Raw genomic sequence first — 20,111 nt, 5'->3', positions numbered from 1 at the left:
GCACCGATCAAAGGATCAAGGGTAGCGAATTAAGCCGCCGAGGGGAATGCTCCGCCCGCCTGCTTCGCTTGTGCAAGGCCGATGCCCCCAGTACCATTACCGCTCTCTTTTTCCGGCAGGAGCAGTTACATGATTGCGGGCAGTATGGTGGCATTGGTCACTCCCATGGATGCACAAGGGCGTCTTGACTGGGACAGCCTCGGCAAACTTGTAGACTTCCACCTGGAAAACGGCACTCACGCCATCGTCGCCGTCGGTACTACCGGCGAGTCGGCCACCCTGACCGTCGAAGAGCACATCGAGGTCATCGAATTCGTGGTCAAGCGTGTCGCTGGCCGCATCCCGGTCATCGCGGGCACTGGCGCCAACTCCACCTCGGAAGCCGTGCACCTGACCCAGAACGCCAAAAACGCCGGCGCCGACGCCTGCCTGCTGGTCGTGCCGTACTACAACAAGCCGACCCAGGAAGGCTTGTACCAGCACTTCAAGCACATCGCCGAAGCCGTCGACATCCCGCAGATCCTCTACAACGTACCCGGCCGCACCTCCTGCGACATGCAGGCCGAGACCGTGATCCGCCTGTCGACCGTGCCGAACATCATCGGCATCAAGGAAGCCACCGGCGACCTGGCCCGTGCCAAGGCCATCCTCGATGGCGTCAGCAAAGACTTCATCGTCATGTCCGGCGACGACCCGACGGCTGTCGAGCTGATCCTGCTGGGCGGCAAGGGCAACATCTCCGTGACGGCCAACGTCGCCCCGCGCGAAATGGCCGACTTGTGCGAGGCCGCCCTTGAGGGCAATGCCGAGAAGGCCCGCGCAATCAACGAAACACTCATGCCGCTGCATAAAGACCTGTTCTGCGAAGCCAACCCGATTCCGGTGAAATGGGCGCTCGTCGAAATGGGCCTGATGCACAAAGGCATTCGCCTGCCGCTGACCTGGTTGAGCGAAGGCTGTCACGAAAAAGTCCGTACTGCCTTGCGCCAGTCCGGCGTACTGGTTTAATCGAGGAAGTACACCGCATGAAGCGACTGGCTGGTCTTTCCGCCCTTGCCCTGATCATTTCCAGCACCAGCGGTTGCGGCTGGCTGTGGGGCGACGAGGGTTATTTCCGCGACCGCGGCAGCGATTACCTGCAGGCGCACCCGACCGCGCCGATGCAGCTGCCGCCGGACGCCAGCAACGTCAAGCGCCTCGACCCGCTGTTGCCTATTCCGCGTAACGTTGCCGATGACAGCGCCACCGGCGAGTTCGAAGTGCCGCGTCCGCAACCGCTGACGGCCGGTGCCGAAGTCAGCGACTTCAGCTTGCAACGCAGCGGCAACAGCCGTTGGGTGCTGGCCCAGCGCTCGCCAGCCGAAGTCTGGCCTGCGGCCCGTCAGTTCTTTGAAGACAATGGCTTCCGCATTGCCGAAGAGCGCCCGCAAACCGGCGAATTCAATACCAGCTGGCAGCGTTTCGATGAACTCTCGGCCTCGCTCGGCCAGCGCCTGGCGAGCACCGCCAGCAGCGGCGACAGCGAAGTGCGCGTGCGTGTACGCATGGAGCCCGGCGTGCAGCGCAACACCTCCGAGGTGTACATCGTCAGCGTCGAGCGCCCGGCTGGCAGCACCGCCGAGCCTGGTTTCCCGTCCACCTCCAGCAATACCGGCGCCGATGCCCTGCTGGTTGACGAAATGCTCGCCAGCATGAACCGCAGCGCCGAGAAGGGCGGGTCTGTCTCGCTGCTGGCCGCGCGCGATTTCGATGCGCCAAGCCGCGTCAGCCTGAGCGAAGACGGCAGCGGCAACCCGGTACTGTTCCTGGGCGCCGACCTGGATCGCGCCTGGTCCAGCGTGGGCCGTGCCCTGGAGCAAGGTGGCGAGTGGCGTGTCGAAGACATCAACCGCAGCCTGGGCCTGTACTACATCAACCTGTCCGAAAAGCCTGACGACAAGCAGAACGAGCCGGGCTTCTTCAGCCGCATGTTCGGCAGTGCACCGACCAAGGAAGAGCGTGAAGCCCGTGCCGAGCGCTACCAGGTACGCCTGAGCAAGGTCGGCGAGAGCGTGCAGGTCACCGTCGAGAAAAACATCAACACCGTGGCTCCGGCCGATGTCGCCCGCCGTGTGCTGAGCGCCATTCAGGACCACCTGGGTTAAGTGCGCTTCGCGGTACTCGGAAGCGGCAGCCAGGGAAACGGCACGCTGATCGCCAGTGGTGACACGTTCATCCTGGTCGATTGCGGGTTCTCCCTGCGTGAGACCGAGCGGCGCCTGGCGCTGCTCGGGGTCTCGGCGGCACAGCTGAGCGCGGTGCTGGTTACCCACGAACATGCCGACCATGTGCATGGGGTGGGGTTGCTGTCGCGGCGCTACAATGTACCGGTCTACCTCAGCCAAGGGACGTTGCGCGGCCTGCGCAAGCCGGTGGAGGTGGCCGGTTTTCTCGCTTGTGGCGACAGCCTGCGCATCGGTGGCCTGGAGGTGACGGCAGCGCGCGTCGAGCACGACGCCTACGAGCCGTTGCAGTACGTGCTCAGCGACGGCCGGCGGCGTTTCGGCATGCTCACCGACCTGGGCTCGTACGATGCCTTGTTGCTGGAGCGCTACCAGGGCCTGGATGCCCTGTTGATCGAAGCCAATCACTGCCGCGACATGCTGGCACGCGGTCACTACCCGTCGTTCCTGAAGCAGCGGGTAGGTGGCATGCAAGGGCATTTGAACAATCACCAGGCCGCGCGCCTGGTGGACGAGTTGGGCTGGAGCAACCTGCAACACCTGGTGCTGGCCCACCTCAGCAGCAAGAACAACCTGCCACAACTGGCCCGCCAGTGCTTCGTCGACACCCTTGGGTGCGACCCAGACTGGCTTCAGGTGGCGAATCAGGAACACGGGCTCGACTGGCGCGAAATCGCCTAGCCCAACTACTCAAGCAAGCGGAGCCCATCATGGAAAAACGCGAAGAACTTTACCGCGGCAAGGCCAAATCGGTTTACAAGACCGACGACGCCGACCGCTTGATCCTGCTGTTCCGCAACGACACCTCGGCGTTCGACGGCAAGCGTATCGAACAGCTCGACCGCAAAGGCATGGTGAACAACAAGTTCAACGCCTTCATCATGCAAAAGCTCGAAGAAGCCGGCGTGCCGACCCAGTTCGACAAGCTGCTGGGCGACAACGAGTGCCTGGTGAAGAAGCTCGACATGATCCCGGTCGAGTGCGTGGTGCGTAACTACGCGGCGGGCAGCCTGGTCAAGCGTCTGGGCGTGGAGGAGGGCATCAAGCTGGAGCCGTCCACCTTCGAACTGTTCCTGAAGAACGACGAGAAGGGCGACCCCTTCATCAACGAATCCCACGTTGTCGCGTTCGGCTGGGGCACCGCCGAGCAGCTGGCAGAGATGAAAAAGCTGTCGCTGAAAGTCAACGAAGTGCTGAACAAGCTGTTCGATGACGCAGGCCTGTTGCTGGTCGACTTCAAGCTGGAGTTCGGCGTGTTCCACGGCCAGATCGTCCTGGGCGACGAATTCAGCCCCGACGGCTGCCGCCTGTGGGACAAAGAAACCCGCAAGAAGATGGACAAGGACCGCTTCCGCCAGGGCCTGGGCGACGTGATCGAAGCCTACGAAGAAGTTGCCAAGCGCCTGGGCGTGCCGCTGTAAGCGGCCTGTTCACGCAAGCGCCTGATACCACGCGATTTTTTTGAAAATAAAGGTTTGCGTTTTCAGAATTCGCTGGTATGATGCGCGGCATTGGAGAGATGCCGGAGTGGTCGAACGGGACGGATTCGAAATCCGTTGTACTGGCAACAGTACCTAGGGTTCAAATCCCTATCTCTCCGCCATATTAAAGGCCCCGAGCGCTGTATAGCCCTCGGGGTTTTTTCGTTTGGGGAAATTTGGGGGAATGGGGGAGCGTGTATTTCCCCCCAAGCGTTCGCTATCATTCCGCCATTGCCTACTACGAAAAGCGGCGTTCGGACCAAGAACCCCTGCAACATCAATTACAATCCGCGCAACGCCTAGCAGTGGCAGCTCGGCCGGAAAGAAGAGGCGGAAGCCCGCGCTTTGCCCGATTTGACAATACAGAGAATGGCATCCGTGCCTTGCAAGCTGCTGATCAACTACCGCGGCAAGGCCGGTATGCCTGGCGTGGGCGGGAACGGCATCGATACAGGGCTCGAGACCATCAACCGTTGGGTACCGAGCAGCGAGAACGACACCCAGGGCTATGCTGCTGTCGTGGTCAAGCGCCTGGGCGTCCGGGCGCGGACCCGATCGACATCAAAGACCCAGCCACGCTGCGCAAGGTGGTGCTCGGTATCATCATCCATGAGAGCGGCGGTAACCTGTATCCGTTGATGATAATTGATGAGTGTATCCGGCGGGCTTTGGCATGAGCGTCTGGCCTGCGCGGCTGCCGCTCTTCTTGTACTTCTGGCGTCCCATTGGGGGGCTACCAGCACGGCATAGCGGGCGAAGGGCGGTCAGGCATCAGTGCAACGGGGCAGCGGCGACCGCTTGGTCGAGGTAATCGGCGAACGATCGGCGCACCAGGAAGATCACCGGAGCGCAAACGCGCAGCAAGAGGCGCGGGTAAAAGCGTATGACGAAAGAACGATTGCTGGTGCTGGCGCTACTGACGCCGATGCTGCTGGTCACCGGCTGCGCAGTTAAGCCACCCAGCTCATAGTCACCGTCAGTTGCCCCGGTATGTATATCGCCGCTATCACCCAAGGCCAGGCAGCCACCCTTCCGCCACGGTGCTCTCAGATTTACTCACACGGGCCGATGCTCGAGCGGGAGAATTGGCGAAAGCTTATGACCGAGCCCTGTCAACTGGGCGTGCGTGTAAGGCGTCTTACATTGCTCTAAAAAGATAAACAAAATGCAGGAGTAGGGCTCTGTAAGGTCGTGATTCTGAACTCGATTAAGCCTTCGAGGTGAAGGTTGTCGAGCCGCGAAAAGTAGAAGGCTTTCTGTACTTAGAGTTTAGAGTTCTTTAGATGACCGCCCTCGATGATCATGATCAATCTGTGAGTGAGTCGCCCAATACGATTCGTTATCATAAGGTTGCGCTGCAGGGCTTGCTGAGATGAGATGCTAAAAGTATTTTGCATTAAAGAGTCGGAGCGCATATATTTACAGAGAGCTTGGACTTAATTGAATTTCTTGTCTAGTTGGTGGAGCTGGATTTATGCTTGTGCTTGATGACTTTCGCTTTGAATCCCATCGCTTGTTGCTTGAAATTGACGCTTCAACAAATCTCCTTATGATGCTTGTAGTGGCAAGGAACGTAACGGGTGATGTGTGGGCTAATGCAGTGAGTCGTCACGAAGCGGCCTATGAGGCGTGGGTTAGCATGCTCCGTAGTTCCTCTATTAGCAAATAGGACGTTTAGACACTCGTGACAGGATGTCAGGGAACTAGCGACGGCTTAACTTGTTTTTTTGCCATCCAGTCACGAGGGCATTAAATTTAAGGTGGTGTAACGGTAATAACTGTCGAGCCAGAGAACGCACCGGGGGCCACGGTTCCCCGGGTGGCAAGGGTCGACTCGATGTTTAATGGGGCTTGGCCATTTGGAACGGTCACGTTGATACCCGCTGTGGCGTCCTTGCCATTGATCGTGATCTTCGAGTACAGGCTTTTGTCGTCTCTGAGCTGCACCCCGTTAGTGTCTGTTCTGGATGCTGAGACGGTGACGCTGGCCGGGCCCCGACACTTTAGCTGGAGCTTGGTCGAAGCCTTAGCCCCGTTGGCTTCAATGTCGGATAAAGTTTTGTGGTTGATATTGGTGTCCCCTGTGATATCGCATTGTAGCGTCGGAGCAACAACACGGGTGCACGGGCCGAACAAGTTAAATGCGGCGCCAAGATTTCCAGAGGTTGTTGCATATGCAAAAGAGATACATAAATTATTGCTTGCGTCTTGGTTAGCTACTAGAATCGAGCCGCTTAGAGGAACTCTGAAGCCGACAGCCTGTAGGTCGGAGTACAGGTCGCCCAAGGTTGAAAGTTCTCGCCGAATAGGTACGCTCCATATAGCGTAATGACCTACCTGGTAGCCCGGCCCCCACGAAACCTTGGTCGCTGACAACATAATATTGCAAGTGTTTAATAGTGGGTCGCTATCCCTACACGGATTTACCCCACTTGTAGTTGTTGTCCAGTCGGTTACGGTAAAGTAGTAACGTACACCCCCCTGCTCATAACGACTTTGCGTCGTCGTGATGTTGATCGCTTGTGCTTGTGCAGCTACAACACACAGTAGTACTAATGCAATGGTGCGGCGTAACGTGGTCGTGTATGAGGCTTTCATGGTCGTTACTCGTAACTCAGTTCAAAGGTCATTGACGCTTCAAAATCGCCTAGTCCTAGGGTGCGATTGGCTAGAACCTCGGGTGCTCCTTTCAAGTAGGCATTGAAGTTGAGCGCGTTATAGCCGCTGGTCAGTTCGCCCATGGGATGGTTCTTGTTCAGCGGCAGTGCGGTACCGCCCGCCGTCTCCAGTCCTACCATCAAGCCTTGTACAGTGGTGCTTTGCAGCAACAGCAGGCCCGGCGGTTCGCTGCTTTCATTGCCGCTGAACGTGATATTGACCATGCGTTTTCCGACGTCTAAGTCGCAATTGTTCAACCGCAGCACGATCGGCCGCCCTTTGGTTCTCCCGTTGAGATAAAGGTCCTTGTTGACCACGCTTTTGAAGTCCAATTTGATCAACTCATCTCTCTCATCAAGCACGCAAGGCTCATTCACCAGCGTTCCTGAGAAGTACAGGTTATCTTCTGCTGCTTGCACCGCCGAGACCCACAGGCTGGCGGAGAGCCAGATGGTCAGGATAATGGCCCAATTGCCCATACAGCCTCCTAGTAGAGTTCAGCCATCAGAAGTGCCGAAGCGGTAAAGTTGGTGCTGGGTAACTCCGCAGCGGCAAGCTTCACCGGCACGGCCTCCAGTATCGGTGGTGTGGATGCGTTCACATCGATCTCTCGAGGCTCATTAGGAATGAGTGTGGTACCGCCGAGCAGTACCTTGATGCCTAGGTCGTTCACAGAGCTTGTCAGTGCGGTATGGTCGAAATCCGCATACTTGCCTATGAGAGTCAAGCGCATGTGCCAAGTGATACCAGTCCCGGAAGCACCCGGGCATGAGATCTGGTACGGAATCGCCTGGCGATAAAGTTCGCCATCAATGCGATTAACGGCGATATTGCGCTCGAAGCGCACATTGATACGGCCGCCTTTGTCGCTGACAGTGCAGCCCGGCGGCGCCAGCAGGTTGCCGGTGAACTTCAGGTTGTCCGCGCCAGCACAAATTAGGGGCAGGGTGGCGATCGAAAGTATCGCAAAGGTGCGGTGCAGCATAATCATCGATAATCCACCACGAGAGTTGCGCTGGCATCCAATTTGCCGGCTTGAACCTCACTGTTTTCGCGCTTGACCAAGACGGCTTGCAGCACAGGCTGTTTGCGGGTGTCTATATCTGCCCAGGTATTGAGCGCAAGCGGCACACCGTCTTTCTTCAAGGCGATACCGAGGTTGTCGTAACCGCGTACCACTAACAGTTGAGGATCGAACGCTGGGGTACCGCGTACTTGAATGCGTAACTCATTGGTCGCGGAGCGGCTGCAGTCGAGTGCGTATTCCAGGGTGATGGTCTTGTACGTGCCATCGATGCCGGTGGTCTGCACATCGCCAAAGGGGGCAGTGATGGGGGCGTTTTTATTGATCACGCACGGGATCGCCGCATAGATGACACCCTCGATCGTCACCTTTTGCTCGATGGCATGCGTCATGGTTGCGCAAGCAAACAGTATGGCTAGCAGTGCGGGCCGTGCGACGGTCATTGCCAGACCCTTAGTCATATGCAAGATTCACATTGAGGCTGGCGCGGAAGGCGCCCGGGCGCAAAGGGGCGGATGTGCGCTCAGGGCGGATGTAGTATGTCAGTTGGTTGTCACCCGGGGAGACGAACCACCCGGGGGCGGTTCGGCCCAGGCGTACATCGTTGCCTTGGATATCTAGCAGGCGTAGGCCGAAACCCTCGGCGCCGCTCACCCTTATAAGCGCGGGCGTATTGGCATCGGCGACCGCGTTGAACGCCATCGTGGCTACCGGCTCGATGGCGCTCCAGACCAAGGTGCCTTGCTGCTCATCCTGACGTCCGCCGTTGACGCGTATACAGCCTTGCAGTTTGAGATGCAGGGCTATAGGCGCACCCTGATCGCCAATGCGCAACAGGCGGGCAGTGCTCAAATCGCCCAGCGACAGAGTCTGGTACGCAGAACTGGGGTCCAGGTAGCAGGCGCTTTCTAACAAGGTGCCGGTGACCTGGAATTCGGCCGTCTGAGCAAGATTGCCGGCGGCATGGGTCAAGACACTGGCATTACATAGCCAGGCGGCAAGACAGATACGGAGTCCAGGCTTCATGATTTGCCCTCACTGGAATAAGTCGTCGGGTGTCAGCGATTGCTGTCAACGGGGCTGGCGTTGCAGCTGTCTGCAGTACAGTTGAACTGCAGTTGCGGGCGGCCGCCAAAGTCATTGACGTAGGTCAGCACTGGCTTGTCGCCCAGCGCCTTGCTGCTTACGCCCAGGTCGAGTTGGCCTCTAGGGGCGATCATCAGGGGTTTGAAGTCGGTTGCGCTGGCGGCCTTGAGGTTGGGCGTGGCATCGATCAGGGTGACGTAGTATGGCGTCGGATTGTTCACTAGATAGCGGTCGTTCTGGCGGGTCAGGGTCAGCTTTTCCTGCCACGGGGCTTCGTTAACACCGGACCTCGCGACGATCGCCGCCGGTCGATAAAACAGCTTCACACGCGTTTGCAGGGCAATTTGCAAGGTATTGGGCTGGTCGCTGCGTGGCGGGATTTCGCGCAGGTTGAAGTAGAACAACGATTCGCGGTCCTGGGGCAGTTGGCTAAGCTCAGGCAAGCCTTGAATCTTTACCTGGCTGTTGCCCCCTGCTTCCAGCCGCTGGATGGGCGGCACTACCACCAGGGGGCTAGTAATTTTTTCGGCCTGCTCATTCTCGATCCACGCCTGTGCAAGGTAGGGCAGTTGGGTGTTCTGGTTACTGACGCTGAGGCTGATCGATTTCTCGCTGCCGGTAAAAATGACTCGGGTACGGTCTAGCGACACTGCGGCCAGGCAGGTTTTCGCCGCGCAGGTGCCAGCGAGGGCAAGCAAAGTCAGGCTGATGCATTTAAAACGGGTGTTCATAGAAGTACCTATTGCAAATAGATTAAGCGGCGGAGTCGTCCGTATCGCTGACGGGCTGGCAAAGCAGTTCCAGTTGTCGTTCGGGCGATACCACCTGGTCAGGCAGTGTGAAATGGCAGCGCGCGCTGCCGTCCCATTGCAGCGACATGGTTTCGCCTGGCTTCATGCCGCTCAGGTAAGTCGATCCTTCTTCGCCAACAATGCCGGTCTCCTGGCCGCGGCTGTTCCGTGCGCTGGCGCCAAAGGGCGGCGCGCGGTGATTGGCCATGCGAATGATGACCATGGCCTTACGGCCGGAGATCACATCGAAACGGCGGTAGCCGATCGCGCCTTCGGTCAGGGTTGCCTGGGTGATCGACTGGGTGGCTTCGACATCGTCGGCCAAGTCGTCCAGCACAATGCTGGCCTGGTTGCGGTAGTAGCTGTTGACGTCCGTCACCACCGCCTTGCCGAAACGGTTGGTGCGAGTTATCCCGCCGTTGCCGCGCACGGGTACGTCGGCAACGCCCTGGGTATCAACCAGCAGGCGCGTGCCGCCCATGATATTGCTGCGATGCAGGGCCGCACCTTGTGCAGTCAGCGTGGCACCGCCTTGCAGAGACAGTCCTGCCGACGTGTACTCACCGGCCTGGTAACTGGCGCTCGCAACTACCTGAGCTTCATCCCCGTCATGCGACAGAAAACCGCTGGCCATTGCTCCGCTGGAGGACTTACCCGCGCTGAGCATGTAATTGTTACGCGCATCGATACGGTCGTAATAGCTCAGGCTATGAGAAGTGTCGCCGCGATTGACCGACGAGCTGTAACTGAACGAGCCCGTGCTGTCCCAGGGGATGTTGACCGATAAGTAGGCACCATCATCAGAGGTGCCTTTGCCCTTGTTCTGGTACGCGGTCAGGGATAGGCTGAGGTTCTTCAAACCACCGACATCGAAATAGCGCGACACTGACAGGCTGTAGCGGTCGCTTGCCTGGCTGTTCCAGTAAGTCTGGTGGTTGTAGTTGAAGTACATGCTGAGAGCTGAATCGCGAAATTGTTTGCTCACCGTCGCGGTGTACAGCTCCTTGCTCTGGTTCAAAGGTTGGCTGCCACGCCGGGCCTCGATGAATTCGTTCATGCTCATGTAGTTCTCTTCGGAGAACCGGTAGCCGGCGAAGGTAATCTGGCTGTCGTACTCGTCGAACCGCTTGGAATAACTGGCACGGTAGGACTTACCGCTCAGTGTGTCACGTTCCGGGATCGTGGCCCGTGACTGCGTGACGTCGAATGACAATGCACCGAAAGCCATCAGGTCGCGACCAACGCCAACGGCGAGGGATCCATAGTCCTTGGCACCAAGGCTACCGCCATACAGCGACCAGCCGTTGCTCACACCCCAAGAAAACTCACCGGTGGCGAAAGCGGGGCCATCGAGTTGATGTTCCCAGTCAGAGGGTTTGCCGGTGGCCAGCTTGTAGCGCACCGTGCCAGGACGTGTCAGGTAGGGAATGCTGGCCGTGTCCATCTGGAATTCCTGGACGCTGCCATCCTGTTCCTCGACGCGCACGTCTAGCTGGCCAGAAACCGCATCGTTGAGATCCTGAATTCGAAACGCCCCTGGGGGGACTTGGGTGTCGTAAAGCACGCGGCCTTGCTGGCGAATGATCACGCGCGCGTTGGTGCGGGCCACACCGCTGACTTCCGGGGCATAACCCCTTAGATTGGGGGGCAGCATGTTGTCGTTGCTGCTCAGGTTCACCCCGGTGTAGCGGAAACTACCGAACAGGTTGGAGTCGAGGTAGTCTTCCCCGACGATCAGGTTCGAGCGCAGAGACGGCATCGCGCGTAGCGCATAGAAACGGCTCCAGGCGAATTGGTTTTGTGACGGCTGGTTGTCACTACGTTGCATCTGGGTCTGCCAGTCGCCACGCAAGCGCCAGGCGCCGAGATTGATCCCGGCGGTACCGTTGCCGCTGAGGTTGTCGCTGCGGCCTTTGCCCCGCGTGCGGTCGGTGGTCTGGGCATTGAGGTTGTAATCGAAAAGCACACCGGAAATGCCCTCGTCCCAGCGAGATGGTGGGTCCCAGTTCGGCGCAGTATATTCCAACTGTTCTTGGGGAATGCTCACGTACAATGCCGAAGTGCCCAGGTTGCCACGGGCCTGCATGCCGGTAACGCTGGCCAGGTCCAGGCAGGCGCCATCGCGCCACCAGGTGAGCGACTTAATAACCTGTTCTTTCAGACCCAGTTCATTGACCAATGCCGGCGAAAGACAGGGGACGCTGCTTTTCGGATCGTCTTCGGCCGGAAGATAGTCGACAGCAAACTCCGTCAACGTATCGCGGTTCACGTGTACCATCAGGTTGTATTGGCCGGGCATGATGAAGTTGGCCGAAGCAAACACCCCAAGATCAAGGTTCTCGCGATCTTTGAGGTCCAGTACATCTGTGTTGAATTGGAACTCTTCGGCTGCACTTGCCCACGTCGCGATACAGCACAACGCCGTGGTAGCCAGTACCTTACGGTGATTCACGTGACTAAGTCCTTGAGCGAAACTGCACAAATGATTGTGGGGCAGTTCAGAAGTGCTGAATGTTAAGCTTGATGGTGGCGTGATAATCGCCTGCTTCCAGTGCATGTCCGACGCCAACGAGCGTCAATGAGTAGTTGAGCATTAGGCTGTCAGTAGACAGTTCGTTGTGCTCAAGTACCATGCCTGGCGATACTAATTTACCCTGGCGGTCTTTTATTTGCAGGGCAATGCCTTTAGCGATGCCCTCGATAGCAAAGTACTTTCCATTGGGTTGTCCTTCGAATGTCAGTTTAAAGCGCTGGGAAACATCGGTGTCGTTGGGCTTTTCCGATGCAATACAGTCGCTGATATAGAGGGTTAAGGAATGCTGCGATGATGTATCGCCGTTTAGCAGGCCATTCAGTGTCATAGGTTTGAACGCAATCGTTTGACGATCGCTACCCACTCGCATATTACAGGCGCTGTCCACGATGCTCCCGCCCAGTTGTACATGCCCTTCGAGTGCATCGGCAGCACTGGTGGGCATGATTAGAGGGCATAGAGTCAGCAGCAGGACGGTTGAGCGAATCATTTAAACCTCCGCAAACTCCCCGCAATAAGCGATCCGTGCTTACTGCGGGGCACCTCATCACGCGATCCGTGCGTACTGCGGAGCACCTCATCATTACGCGATCCGTGCGTACTGCGGGGCGCCTCATTACGCGATCCGTGCGTACTTCGGAGCACCTCATCACGCTATCCTTGCGTACTGCGGAGCACCTCAGTAACGGATTAGCTTACTGATAAGCGAGGGTGAAGTTGGCGAACGTTTCGAAGTCACCCGGTTTGATTGCGGCTCCTGTTGCTGCGCCGCCACCAGCTGGGGCAACCATGTCACCCTGCAGATAGGCTTTGAACTCGAGGTAGGTGTCGCCATTGGACAGCGTCTGGGCAGGAGAAGCGTCACCCAGCTTGATCAGCTCACCGGTGTGATCGGCGATGGCCAGGCTGGCGCCTTGGGCCGTACCTCTGATAGCCAGCAGGTCGGGGTTGGACGCAGGCGAACCGGTGAAGGTTGCAGTGGCCGACTTCAGTGCGCCCAGTTCACAACCGCGCAGTTCGATCTTGAAGGTTTTCGGAGTGGATTTTCCGCCGTCTTTCAGGGAAACATTGGAGACTTGATCCATCTCGACGGTTTGGTATGCCGACTCTTGGGCGATGGAGCACGGTGCCTCAATAATTGCGCCCCTGAAGGTAATGCGACCGTGACCTTGATCTTGGGCAAAGGTGACAGCCGAGGTGGATGCCAAGGCAACTGCCATGATCGCGCCAGCCAACGAACTAACTTTCATTTCATACTCCTAGGTTGATAGTGAAGTGCTTGAAGGGGGCTTAGTTGAACACTCTCTTTCTGCTCGGGTATCTGTGTACCGTTGAGCTGGAGTAAGCCTAGGGGGCGAAAGGGAAGAAATGAGTAGGAAATTGCCTACGGAAGCATAGGAAATTTCCTACGGGTGCATTTATGCAGCGATTACCGCGTCAATTCATTGCGTTTGGCAAACTCCGCCAGGTCAACCAGCGACGTAGCGCCCAGCTTTTGCAATAGCCGCGTTTTGTAGGTGCTCACAGTTTTATTGCTCAAAAAGAGCATGTCGCCAATTTGTTTGTTCGAGTAGCCCTGCGCCAAGTATTGCAATACCGTCACTTCCCGGGCGGTTAATGAGCGAATCTGCTCCAGTTCCGACAGTTGGTCGGCAGGGTTGACACTGTCGAACGTGAGCGAGGGAAAAAACGTATAGCCGGCATCCACCGATTTGATCGCTGTAATCAGGCTGCCCAGGTCCTCTTCCTTGTTGACGAAACCGCGTGCACCTAACTGGATACAGCGACGGCATACCGAATCGGCAGGTTGCGAAGTCAGGATAAGCACCTTGCTACGCACATCTAGCGTTTTAATCTTGGTGATAACGGTAAACCCATCCAGTTTGGGAATACCAATATCGAGAATGACCACCTGCGGGTTGAGCTCGCGTACCAGCTGAACCGCATCCAGGCCATTGTCCGCTTCGCCCACCACGCGCATGCCGTGCTTTTCCAGCAGCACCCGGACTGCAAGTCGAATGACTGGATGATCGTCAACTATCAGAACGCTATGCATAGTGTGAATCTACCTTGAGAACGCGCTTGTTACGGAACGGTATCGATAAGCCACTAGCAGGTTATCACCATTAGCTGCGTAGGACAGAGCTGTACTTGCTTCGGAAATTTCCGATGGATGAGAGGAAATTTCCCATGGAGGTGTCAGATGCGAGCCTTGCAGACTGTGGCTCCTTCAATTGCGTGCGTGTAGACCTGCGATGCAAGACTTGACTGTTCTGGTGCTGGAGGATGAACCCTTCCAGCGCCTTGTCACCGTGACTGCACTGGAAAAAGTGTTGCCGGGGCCCATTCTGCAAGCGGCGGACGGCCACGAGGCCGTTGCTGTGCTGTCAGCCTGCGACGCGGTAGACATTATTATCTGTGACTTGAGAATGGCTGGCATGGACGGCTTGGCGTTTCTTCGCCAAGCCAGTAGCAGCGGCAAAATTGGGGCTGTGGTGCTATGCAGCGAACTGGACCCGGCGCTGCGTCAAGCCACGGTCGCGATGATCCACTGTCTGGGCCTGACTTTTTTGGGCGACTTGGGCAAGCCTTTCAACCTGGAAGGATTCAGCCAGGTGGTCAAACGCTATAGGGAACACTGCAGCGCCGCGCCTAAAGTGTTGTCGCCGGCAGAGCTCCCCACGCTGAACGATGTGCAGCAAGGCTTGGACAACGGAGAGTTCGAGGCCTATTACCAACCCAAATTTACCCTGCAGGGGCAGCAACTGGTTGGCGCAGAAGTGCTTGCACGCTGGACGCACCCTCAATGGGGGGTGCTGCCACCCGCACATTTTTTACCGGTGATGGAAGCGCACAACCTGATCAACCGCTTGTTCTGGCAGCTGTTCGAACAGGGCCTGTCTCTTCAGCAAAGGCTGGCAGCGCAGCGCCAGGGGATCGACCTGGCGTTCAACTTGCACCCGGCGCAGCTGGCGTGCGCCGCGTTGACTGAGCGCATCACCCTGCTGATCAAGCGGTCACAGGTGCCAGCGGCCAGCGTGACGTTCGAAATCACCGAGTCTGGTCTCATCAGTGCACCTGCCAGAAGTCTGGAAAACCTGGTGCGGCTGCGTATGCTCGGTTGTGGCCTGGCCATGGATGATTTTGGCGCCGGTTATTCTTCATTGGATAGACTAAGTGAACTGCCATTTAGTGAAATCAAGCTTGACCGGGCGTTCGTGCGCAAGATGCAAAACCAGCCCAAGAGCGCTGCGATTATCAGTTGCTCGGTGGCGCTGGCCCGGGCGTTAGGCATCTCGCTGGTTATCGAAGGTGTAGAGACCGTCGAGCAACAGGCTCACCTGATTGAGTTGGGCGCCACCCTTGCCCAAGGGTTTTTGTTCGCCCGGCCGATGCCGGAAAGCCACTTCATCGACTTCTGCATGCAGCGCAGGTTGTGAGGCAGGTCCTCATGAACGAGCGACGGCAACCACTTTGAACTATTATTGCGCCGCCACTGGCGGCGATCCCCAGGCTCCTTCGGTTTCTATCTCGCATGCATTTACGTTCTTTCTGCCTGTCCATCGGCCTACTGTTGAGCAGCGTTCCGCTGCTGGCTGCCACCCTGCCTTTGGCCCCGCAGGTGTTGTCCAGCCAGCTGCGTATCGATCGTCACGATATGGCGATCACGACTGAAGACTGGCATTGGCTGCGGCACAAGGCTGAGCTCAAGGTGGGTGTGTATGCAACCGAGTCCGCGCCGTTTTCAGTCTATGCCCAAGATAACCTGTACGAAGGCATCAGCGCCGATGCAACCGCTCTGGTCGCTCAACTCTTGGGCTTGCAGGTGAAGGTCGTTCCCTTTGCCAATGAGCAGGACGCGCGCAAGGCATTACAGGCCGGTAGTGTCGATGTCATCAGTATTCACGGCAGTACAGAGCCTCGCCCCGACCTGCTGCTGAGCATTCCCTACGCCAGGGACCGGCTGGCGGTGTTCAAACGCAGTGCCGAACCCCGGCATTCACCCCCTGATCTTGCCGGCTTGCGTGTTGCGATCACCCACGAGCATAGCGCCGAGCTCAAACACCGCTACCCGCGGGCCGTTTTCAGGGTGTACGCCGACCATGAAAAAGCGATTGCCGCTGCCGCCTTTGGGCAGGCGGATGTTTACTTGGACGACCTGTACAGCGCCTATTACCTAATCAATCGTTCGTTCTACAACTTTGTCCGTTTTGAGCGTTTCTCGGATGTTCGCGGAGGCGACTACAGTTATGCGCTGAAGGTCGACAACACGCGTATGCAACGGCTTCTCAATGTCGCCCTCACATCCATCGGCGAAGATCAGTTGCGCAATTTGGCCAAGCGATGGGTGGGCAACAGCTTCATCCCCAGTGAAGACCCCATTAGCCTCACCGTAGAGCAAACACGCTGGATACAGCGGCATCCGGTGGTACGCCTGGTGATCAATGATGACCTGGCCCCGGGCGCCTATTTCGATGCTAGCGGGGTGTTTTCAGGCGGCATCGCCGATGTTCTTGAAGTGATCACGCTAAGTACCGGCCTGCATTTTGAAGTGGTTTCCCGCAGTGGTGGCTTCCCCCAGATTATCGACGCGGTGCAGAAGGGCAAGGCAGATCTGGCACTGATGACGGCAAGCTCGGAGCGCGAGGAATACCTGCGCTTTTCCCGGCCACTGCTCAACAGTCCCTTTGTATTGCTCAGCAACATTGACCAGCAAGGCAAGCTGGGCAATCTGATCGACAAGCGTGTGGCGGTTCCAACGGGTCATGTGGCCATCGAGCAACTGCGCGAGCGTTACCCCGAAGCCAGGGTGGTGGAGGCGGGTGGCTCGCTGGATACAATGAACTTGCTCTATGAAGGCAATGCTGATGCTGCGATGGTGGCGTTGCCTGCTGCACGCTATTACATCGAGCGGTTGTTCCACGACAAACTGGCCATCAACCAGATACTTGATGTTGGACCGGCGACGGTCAATTTCGCCATGCGTCGTAGTGACGTAGAGCTGCAGTCGATCATCGATACCGTCTTGCAGAGCATTGCACCGGACGAGCTCAATGCGATTTCCAACCGCTGGCGTTCGCCACCGGGTATGAGCGGTCAGACCTGGGTAGATTATGAGCGGCTGATCACTGAAATTGTCGCCGCTGCCGCGCTGTTGCTGTTGTTGTCACTGGTGTGGGTGTTTTACCTGCGTAGGCAGATCAAAGCCCGGCTCAAGGCCGAGCGCATGCTCAACGATCAGTTGCAATTTATCGAGACCCTGACCGACTGCATGCCGCCACCGCTTTATGTCCGTGATACCAAGGGACGAATGCTGTCGTGCAACCGCAGCTATCTCAAAAGCGTTGGCTTGAGCGCCGATGAGGTGTTGCATAAAACGGTCCGGCAGTTACCGAAGGAGAATTTCGAAAGCCTCCCGGAGTTCCATCGCAATTACTCTCAGGCCATGCGCGACGGGCAGACGATCGAGTCGGTACATGCCGTGCGGCTCCAGGGCAAGGAGGCGTGGATCAACCACTGGGTGCAACCGTTTCAGGACTCCAAAGGGGTGACAAAGGGTGTCATCTGTGGCTGGCTGGATATCACCGAGCACCGCCAGTTGGTGGCGCAGTTACGCGAAGCGAAGGCCCATTCGGACGACGCTAGCCGCGCCAAGACCAGCTTCCTGGCCACCATGAGTCACGAAATCCGCACACCGATGAATGCCGTGATCGGCATCCTCGAGCTTGCACTCAAGCGCGCCGACAGCGAGCCAATCGACCGCGCCAGCATTGAGATCGCTCATACATCGGCAAAAAGCCTGCTGGAATTGATCGGCGATATCCTTGACATCGCCCGCATCGAGTCTGGACGCCTTAGCCTGTCGCTTAAACGTGCGAACTTACGTGTTTTGATTGAGTCAGTGGCGCGGGTGTTTGAAGGGCTGGCGCGTCAAAAGCGCCTAGAGCTTTTGCTCGATATCGATTCTAGCATCAACTGTGACGTACTGATCGACGCTCTACGTTTCAAACAGGTTCTTTCCAATCTGGTTAGCAACGCAATCAAATTCACCGAAGCGGGAACAGTCAAAATCAGCATCAGTGGTGTGTTGAGCGAAGCAAGCGTGCTAACTATCAAGCTCAGTGTCGAAGACACTGGCGTGGGTATCAGTTCTGAAGATCAACAACGATTGTTCCGTCCTTTTGTTCAGGCTCAACGAAACTCACATCAAAGCGAAGGCACTGGGCTGGGGCTAGTGATCAGTCGCTCGCTTTGCGAAATGATGGGCGGCCGAGTGAACCTGAGCAGCGCCGTCGGTAGAGGGACGCGCGTCGAAGTCGAGCTAGGCCTGCAGATACTTGAACCTGTTAATTTTACGCCAGTAACTGCACTGCCGTTAATTCAACAGCCACGCTATCGTTTGCAAGTATTGATCGTCGATGATCATGAAGTCAATCGACAGGTACTGCGTCAGCAGCTGAACTTTCTGGGTCATGATGTCAGCGAGGCGGAAAACGGCCGGTCGGCTTTTGAACGCTGGTGTGAGCACGCTTTCGATATTGTCATTACCGATTGCCACATGCCGGTCATGAGCGGTGCCGAACTTACTCAGGCGATACGGCAGGTAGAGGAGGCTCAAGGGTTGGAGGCTTCCATAATCCTGGGTCTGACCGCTGATGCGCAATCGGAAGAGATAGAGCATTGTCTTAAAGTCGGTATGAATGACTGTCTAATTAAGCCGATTGCTTTGGATGAATTGGACGCTCGCTTGTTGCAGTGCTCTAAGAACGAAAGTCCTGCGATCGACTTGCAGTCTACGGAACGATTAGAGGCGAGGCCTGTTTCAACGAGCGTGGTCGACCTTGGGCCCTTGGAAATGTTGATCAGCAGCGAGCCTGAGAAGTTTAGACAGATTCTTGACGAGCTGATCAATAACAACCGCAAGGATTGTAAAGCTCTTGGTATCTTCATGCAGGAAGACCAATTCGAAAAGCTGGCGGAGCTGGCGCACCGAATCAAGGGCGCTGCAAGGGTGGTAAAAGCTGAGCAACTGGTTGAGTGTTGTCGTCAACTGGAGGTTTTGTGCCGTACACCGGAGATGTATCAGAGCCAGATCAGCGATGTCGTGGTAGAGGTACAGGCTGCTATTACAGCCCTGGAGCAGGCGCTTATGAGTTACAGATAGCGCTCAGGCGACAAACTTAGCCTTTTGGTGAGGCCGTGATCAGGCGTCTCTGTTGATAGTGCTTGCGATGGCAATTGCTCTACGCTGCCCAGCCTGTATACGTCTCAGTGTCCACAGACCCTCCGTCAAGAACGCTGCGAATATTTCGGTATTGTCGAGAAAGCGCGAGGCCTCGAACGGTTTGGTGTTGCTCAAAATCAGATCGAGACTCGCATAGCGTTGCCTTAATGTTTCATCATCCCCAGCTCAGCATCATCTAGCAGCGCCTTGGCCATCGCGCTCAGGTAATGCGAGGCCCAGATCAGCTTTTGATCACCATCCATCAATCCAGCCAAGGTCATGTCGTGTACGTAGCCCATCAATTCGGAAGCCTGTTCGCGGGCGCTTTGGCAGCAGATGCCGGGCTCGATGCGAAAGAGTGGGTGGGTTTGGTTTTCGCCTTGGTAGAACGTGGTTTTGCCGGCTGTAGTGGGCGGCTTGGGGGTGTCTGTAGTCATCATTGAACTCCCTGGAATGTTCAGTTCCCGGGCGTGCCTGTTCGCGGTTTTACCCGCGAACAGGCACGCCCAGGCGATGCATCACTTCAATGGTTTCAGTGCAGGGTGCGCGGCTCTGCCGGAGCATGCGGCTGCATCTGCAGTTGCATCAAGGCGGACTCCACCAGGCTTTGTACGGCTTCCATCTCGTGGATGACGGCTTGCATCACGATCGAGCTGGGCGAGGTGGGTTTGAGTTGCACGGACTGACGGGCTACGGACAGGGCGCAGAGGACGTACTCTGTGGATTGGATCAGGGTGTCCTGCAGGATTTGCGAGGCATCGAGGGAGTAGGGCGGATCGGGGACTATCTTGCGCATATACAGCTCCTTGAGTCAGGTGGAGCTGCCTGCTAACGCTGTCAAACGAATGGAGGCAGCTATACATGGGTTGACAGACCGGTGACCCAAGGAACCCGGCGCACACGAGTGTGCCCCATGTACAGCTGCCATTAAGCGCTGCAAGTGAGTTCTTAAGTCGGGACGGCCTGTCAAAGCCGGTCGCTACAGTGGCAACGACACGGCGAGACTAGAGCGCGACCCAAGCACTAGCAACCGTTTGAGCGGGTTGGGAGTATGTTTGGGAAATGGACTACAAGATAGGGGAAAAAACTGA

18 protein-coding genes, 1 tRNA gene and 2 pseudogenes are annotated in these 20,111 nt (G+C 57.1%); 9 read left to right on the top strand and 12 right to left on the bottom strand.

The genetic code is table 11. The features are described from left to right. The first annotated feature begins 129 nt into the window (after nucleotides 1–129). From dapA to CKW22_RS27625, 7 genes and pseudogenes are all read left to right on the top strand, one after another. Nucleotides 130–1,008, top strand: a complete 879-nt coding sequence (gene dapA, locus CKW22_RS22755) for a 4-hydroxy-tetrahydrodipicolinate synthase (protein WP_033699825.1) — start codon at nucleotides 130–132, stop codon at nucleotides 1,006–1,008. A 17-nt stretch (nucleotides 1,009–1,025) separates the two neighbouring features. Next, nucleotides 1,026–2,144, top strand: coding sequence for an outer membrane protein assembly factor BamC (bamC, locus tag CKW22_RS22750; protein ID WP_033699823.1), 1,119 nt, complete (start codon nucleotides 1,026–1,028; stop codon nucleotides 2,142–2,144). Next, nucleotides 2,145–2,903 (top strand): MBL fold metallo-hydrolase, encoded by a 759-nt coding sequence (locus CKW22_RS22745; protein ID WP_033699821.1) that lies wholly within the window; start codon nucleotides 2,145–2,147, stop codon nucleotides 2,901–2,903. 29 nt (nucleotides 2,904–2,932) lie between these two features. Continuing rightward, nucleotides 2,933–3,643: a phosphoribosylaminoimidazolesuccinocarboxamide synthase gene (gene purC, locus CKW22_RS22740; RefSeq protein WP_012315794.1), complete on the top strand. Its 711-nt coding sequence runs from the start codon at nucleotides 2,933–2,935 to the stop codon at nucleotides 3,641–3,643. A 92-nt stretch (nucleotides 3,644–3,735) separates the two neighbouring features. Continuing rightward, a tRNA-Ser gene (locus CKW22_RS22735) sits at nucleotides 3,736–3,825 on the top strand. Between the two features lie 109 nt (nucleotides 3,826–3,934). Further along, nucleotides 3,935–4,380 (top strand): annotated as a pseudogene (locus CKW22_RS27990) (structural protein P5). Continuing rightward, nucleotides 4,352–4,863 (top strand): annotated as a pseudogene (locus CKW22_RS27625) (DUF2514 domain-containing protein). The pseudogenes CKW22_RS27990 and CKW22_RS27625 overlap by 29 nt, the downstream one beginning before the upstream one ends. Nucleotides 4,864–5,458: 595 nt before the next feature. Here CKW22_RS27625 and CKW22_RS27385 read toward each other — a convergent pair. The 10 genes from CKW22_RS27385 to CKW22_RS22680 all read right to left on the bottom strand — a co-directional run bounded on the left by CKW22_RS27385 (nucleotide 5,459) and on the right by CKW22_RS22680 (nucleotide 13,851). Then, a complete protein-coding gene (locus CKW22_RS27385; protein WP_143500793.1) occupies nucleotides 5,459–6,301 on the bottom strand; it encodes a hypothetical protein in 843 nt (280 codons plus the stop codon). A gap of 5 nt (nucleotides 6,302–6,306) precedes the next feature. Beyond that, nucleotides 6,307–6,840 carry a fimbrial protein gene (locus CKW22_RS22715; protein ID WP_050506092.1) on the bottom strand — a complete coding sequence of 178 codons (534 nt, stop codon included), beginning with the start codon at nucleotides 6,838–6,840 and terminating at the stop codon, nucleotides 6,307–6,309. A gap of 8 nt (nucleotides 6,841–6,848) precedes the next feature. Next, nucleotides 6,849–7,352: a fimbrial protein gene (locus CKW22_RS22710; RefSeq protein WP_050506091.1), complete on the bottom strand. Its 504-nt coding sequence runs from the start codon at nucleotides 7,350–7,352 to the stop codon at nucleotides 6,849–6,851. Then, complete coding sequence (locus tag CKW22_RS22705; RefSeq protein WP_160015248.1) at nucleotides 7,349–7,828, bottom strand: fimbrial protein; 480 nt, start codon at nucleotides 7,826–7,828, stop codon at nucleotides 7,349–7,351. The genes CKW22_RS22710 and CKW22_RS22705 overlap by 4 nt, the downstream gene beginning before the upstream one ends. Before the next feature lie 10 nt (nucleotides 7,829–7,838). Continuing rightward, nucleotides 7,839–8,357 (bottom strand): fimbrial protein, encoded by a 519-nt coding sequence (locus tag CKW22_RS22700; RefSeq protein WP_160015246.1) that lies wholly within the window; start codon nucleotides 8,355–8,357, stop codon nucleotides 7,839–7,841. 86 nt (nucleotides 8,358–8,443) lie between these two features. Further along, the gene (locus CKW22_RS22695; protein WP_047583240.1) at nucleotides 8,444–9,202 is read right to left on the bottom strand and encodes a fimbria/pilus periplasmic chaperone; all 759 of its coding nucleotides are present in this window, start codon (nucleotides 9,200–9,202) and stop codon (nucleotides 8,444–8,446) included. A 22-nt stretch (nucleotides 9,203–9,224) separates the two neighbouring features. Beyond that, on the bottom strand, nucleotides 9,225–11,714 hold the full coding sequence (locus CKW22_RS22690) for an outer membrane usher protein (protein WP_201773250.1): 2,490 nt from the start codon (nucleotides 11,712–11,714) through the stop codon (nucleotides 9,225–9,227). A gap of 46 nt (nucleotides 11,715–11,760) precedes the next feature. Continuing rightward, nucleotides 11,761–12,285, bottom strand: a complete 525-nt coding sequence (locus tag CKW22_RS27380) for a fimbrial protein (protein ID WP_033699814.1) — start codon at nucleotides 12,283–12,285, stop codon at nucleotides 11,761–11,763. A gap of 205 nt (nucleotides 12,286–12,490) precedes the next feature. After that, entirely contained in the window at nucleotides 12,491–13,045 is a 555-nt protein-coding gene (locus CKW22_RS22685; RefSeq protein ID WP_033699813.1) for a fimbrial protein, read from the bottom strand. 179 nt (nucleotides 13,046–13,224) lie between these two features. Then, complete coding sequence (locus CKW22_RS22680; protein WP_033699811.1) at nucleotides 13,225–13,851, bottom strand: response regulator transcription factor; 627 nt, start codon at nucleotides 13,849–13,851, stop codon at nucleotides 13,225–13,227. A 199-nt stretch (nucleotides 13,852–14,050) separates the two neighbouring features. On the opposite strand from CKW22_RS22680, the gene CKW22_RS22675 reads away from it, so the two are divergent. Continuing rightward, the gene (locus CKW22_RS22675; protein WP_033699810.1) at nucleotides 14,051–15,235 is read left to right on the top strand and encodes an EAL domain-containing protein; all 1,185 of its coding nucleotides are present in this window, start codon (nucleotides 14,051–14,053) and stop codon (nucleotides 15,233–15,235) included. 95 nt (nucleotides 15,236–15,330) lie between these two features. Then, complete coding sequence (locus CKW22_RS22670) at nucleotides 15,331–18,960, top strand: ATP-binding protein (RefSeq protein WP_256577330.1); 3,630 nt, start codon at nucleotides 15,331–15,333, stop codon at nucleotides 18,958–18,960. Between the two features lie 224 nt (nucleotides 18,961–19,184). Here CKW22_RS22670 and CKW22_RS22665 read toward each other — a convergent pair whose 3' ends face one another. Beyond that, complete coding sequence (locus CKW22_RS22665; protein WP_095065173.1) at nucleotides 19,185–19,457, bottom strand: DUF3077 domain-containing protein; 273 nt, start codon at nucleotides 19,455–19,457, stop codon at nucleotides 19,185–19,187. Between the two features lie 95 nt (nucleotides 19,458–19,552). Then, the gene (locus tag CKW22_RS22660) at nucleotides 19,553–19,816 is read right to left on the bottom strand and encodes a hypothetical protein (RefSeq protein WP_033699806.1); all 264 of its coding nucleotides are present in this window, start codon (nucleotides 19,814–19,816) and stop codon (nucleotides 19,553–19,555) included. Nucleotides 19,817–20,111: the final 295 nt, after the last annotated feature.

Source organism: Pseudomonas sp. Irchel s3f19 (assembly GCF_900187555.1).
GTDB classification, from domain to species: Bacteria; Pseudomonadota; Gammaproteobacteria; order Pseudomonadales; family Pseudomonadaceae; genus Aquipseudomonas; species Aquipseudomonas capeferrum.
The sequence above is the reverse complement of the archived record's forward strand: the minus strand, read 5'-3'. Positions and strand labels throughout refer to the sequence as shown.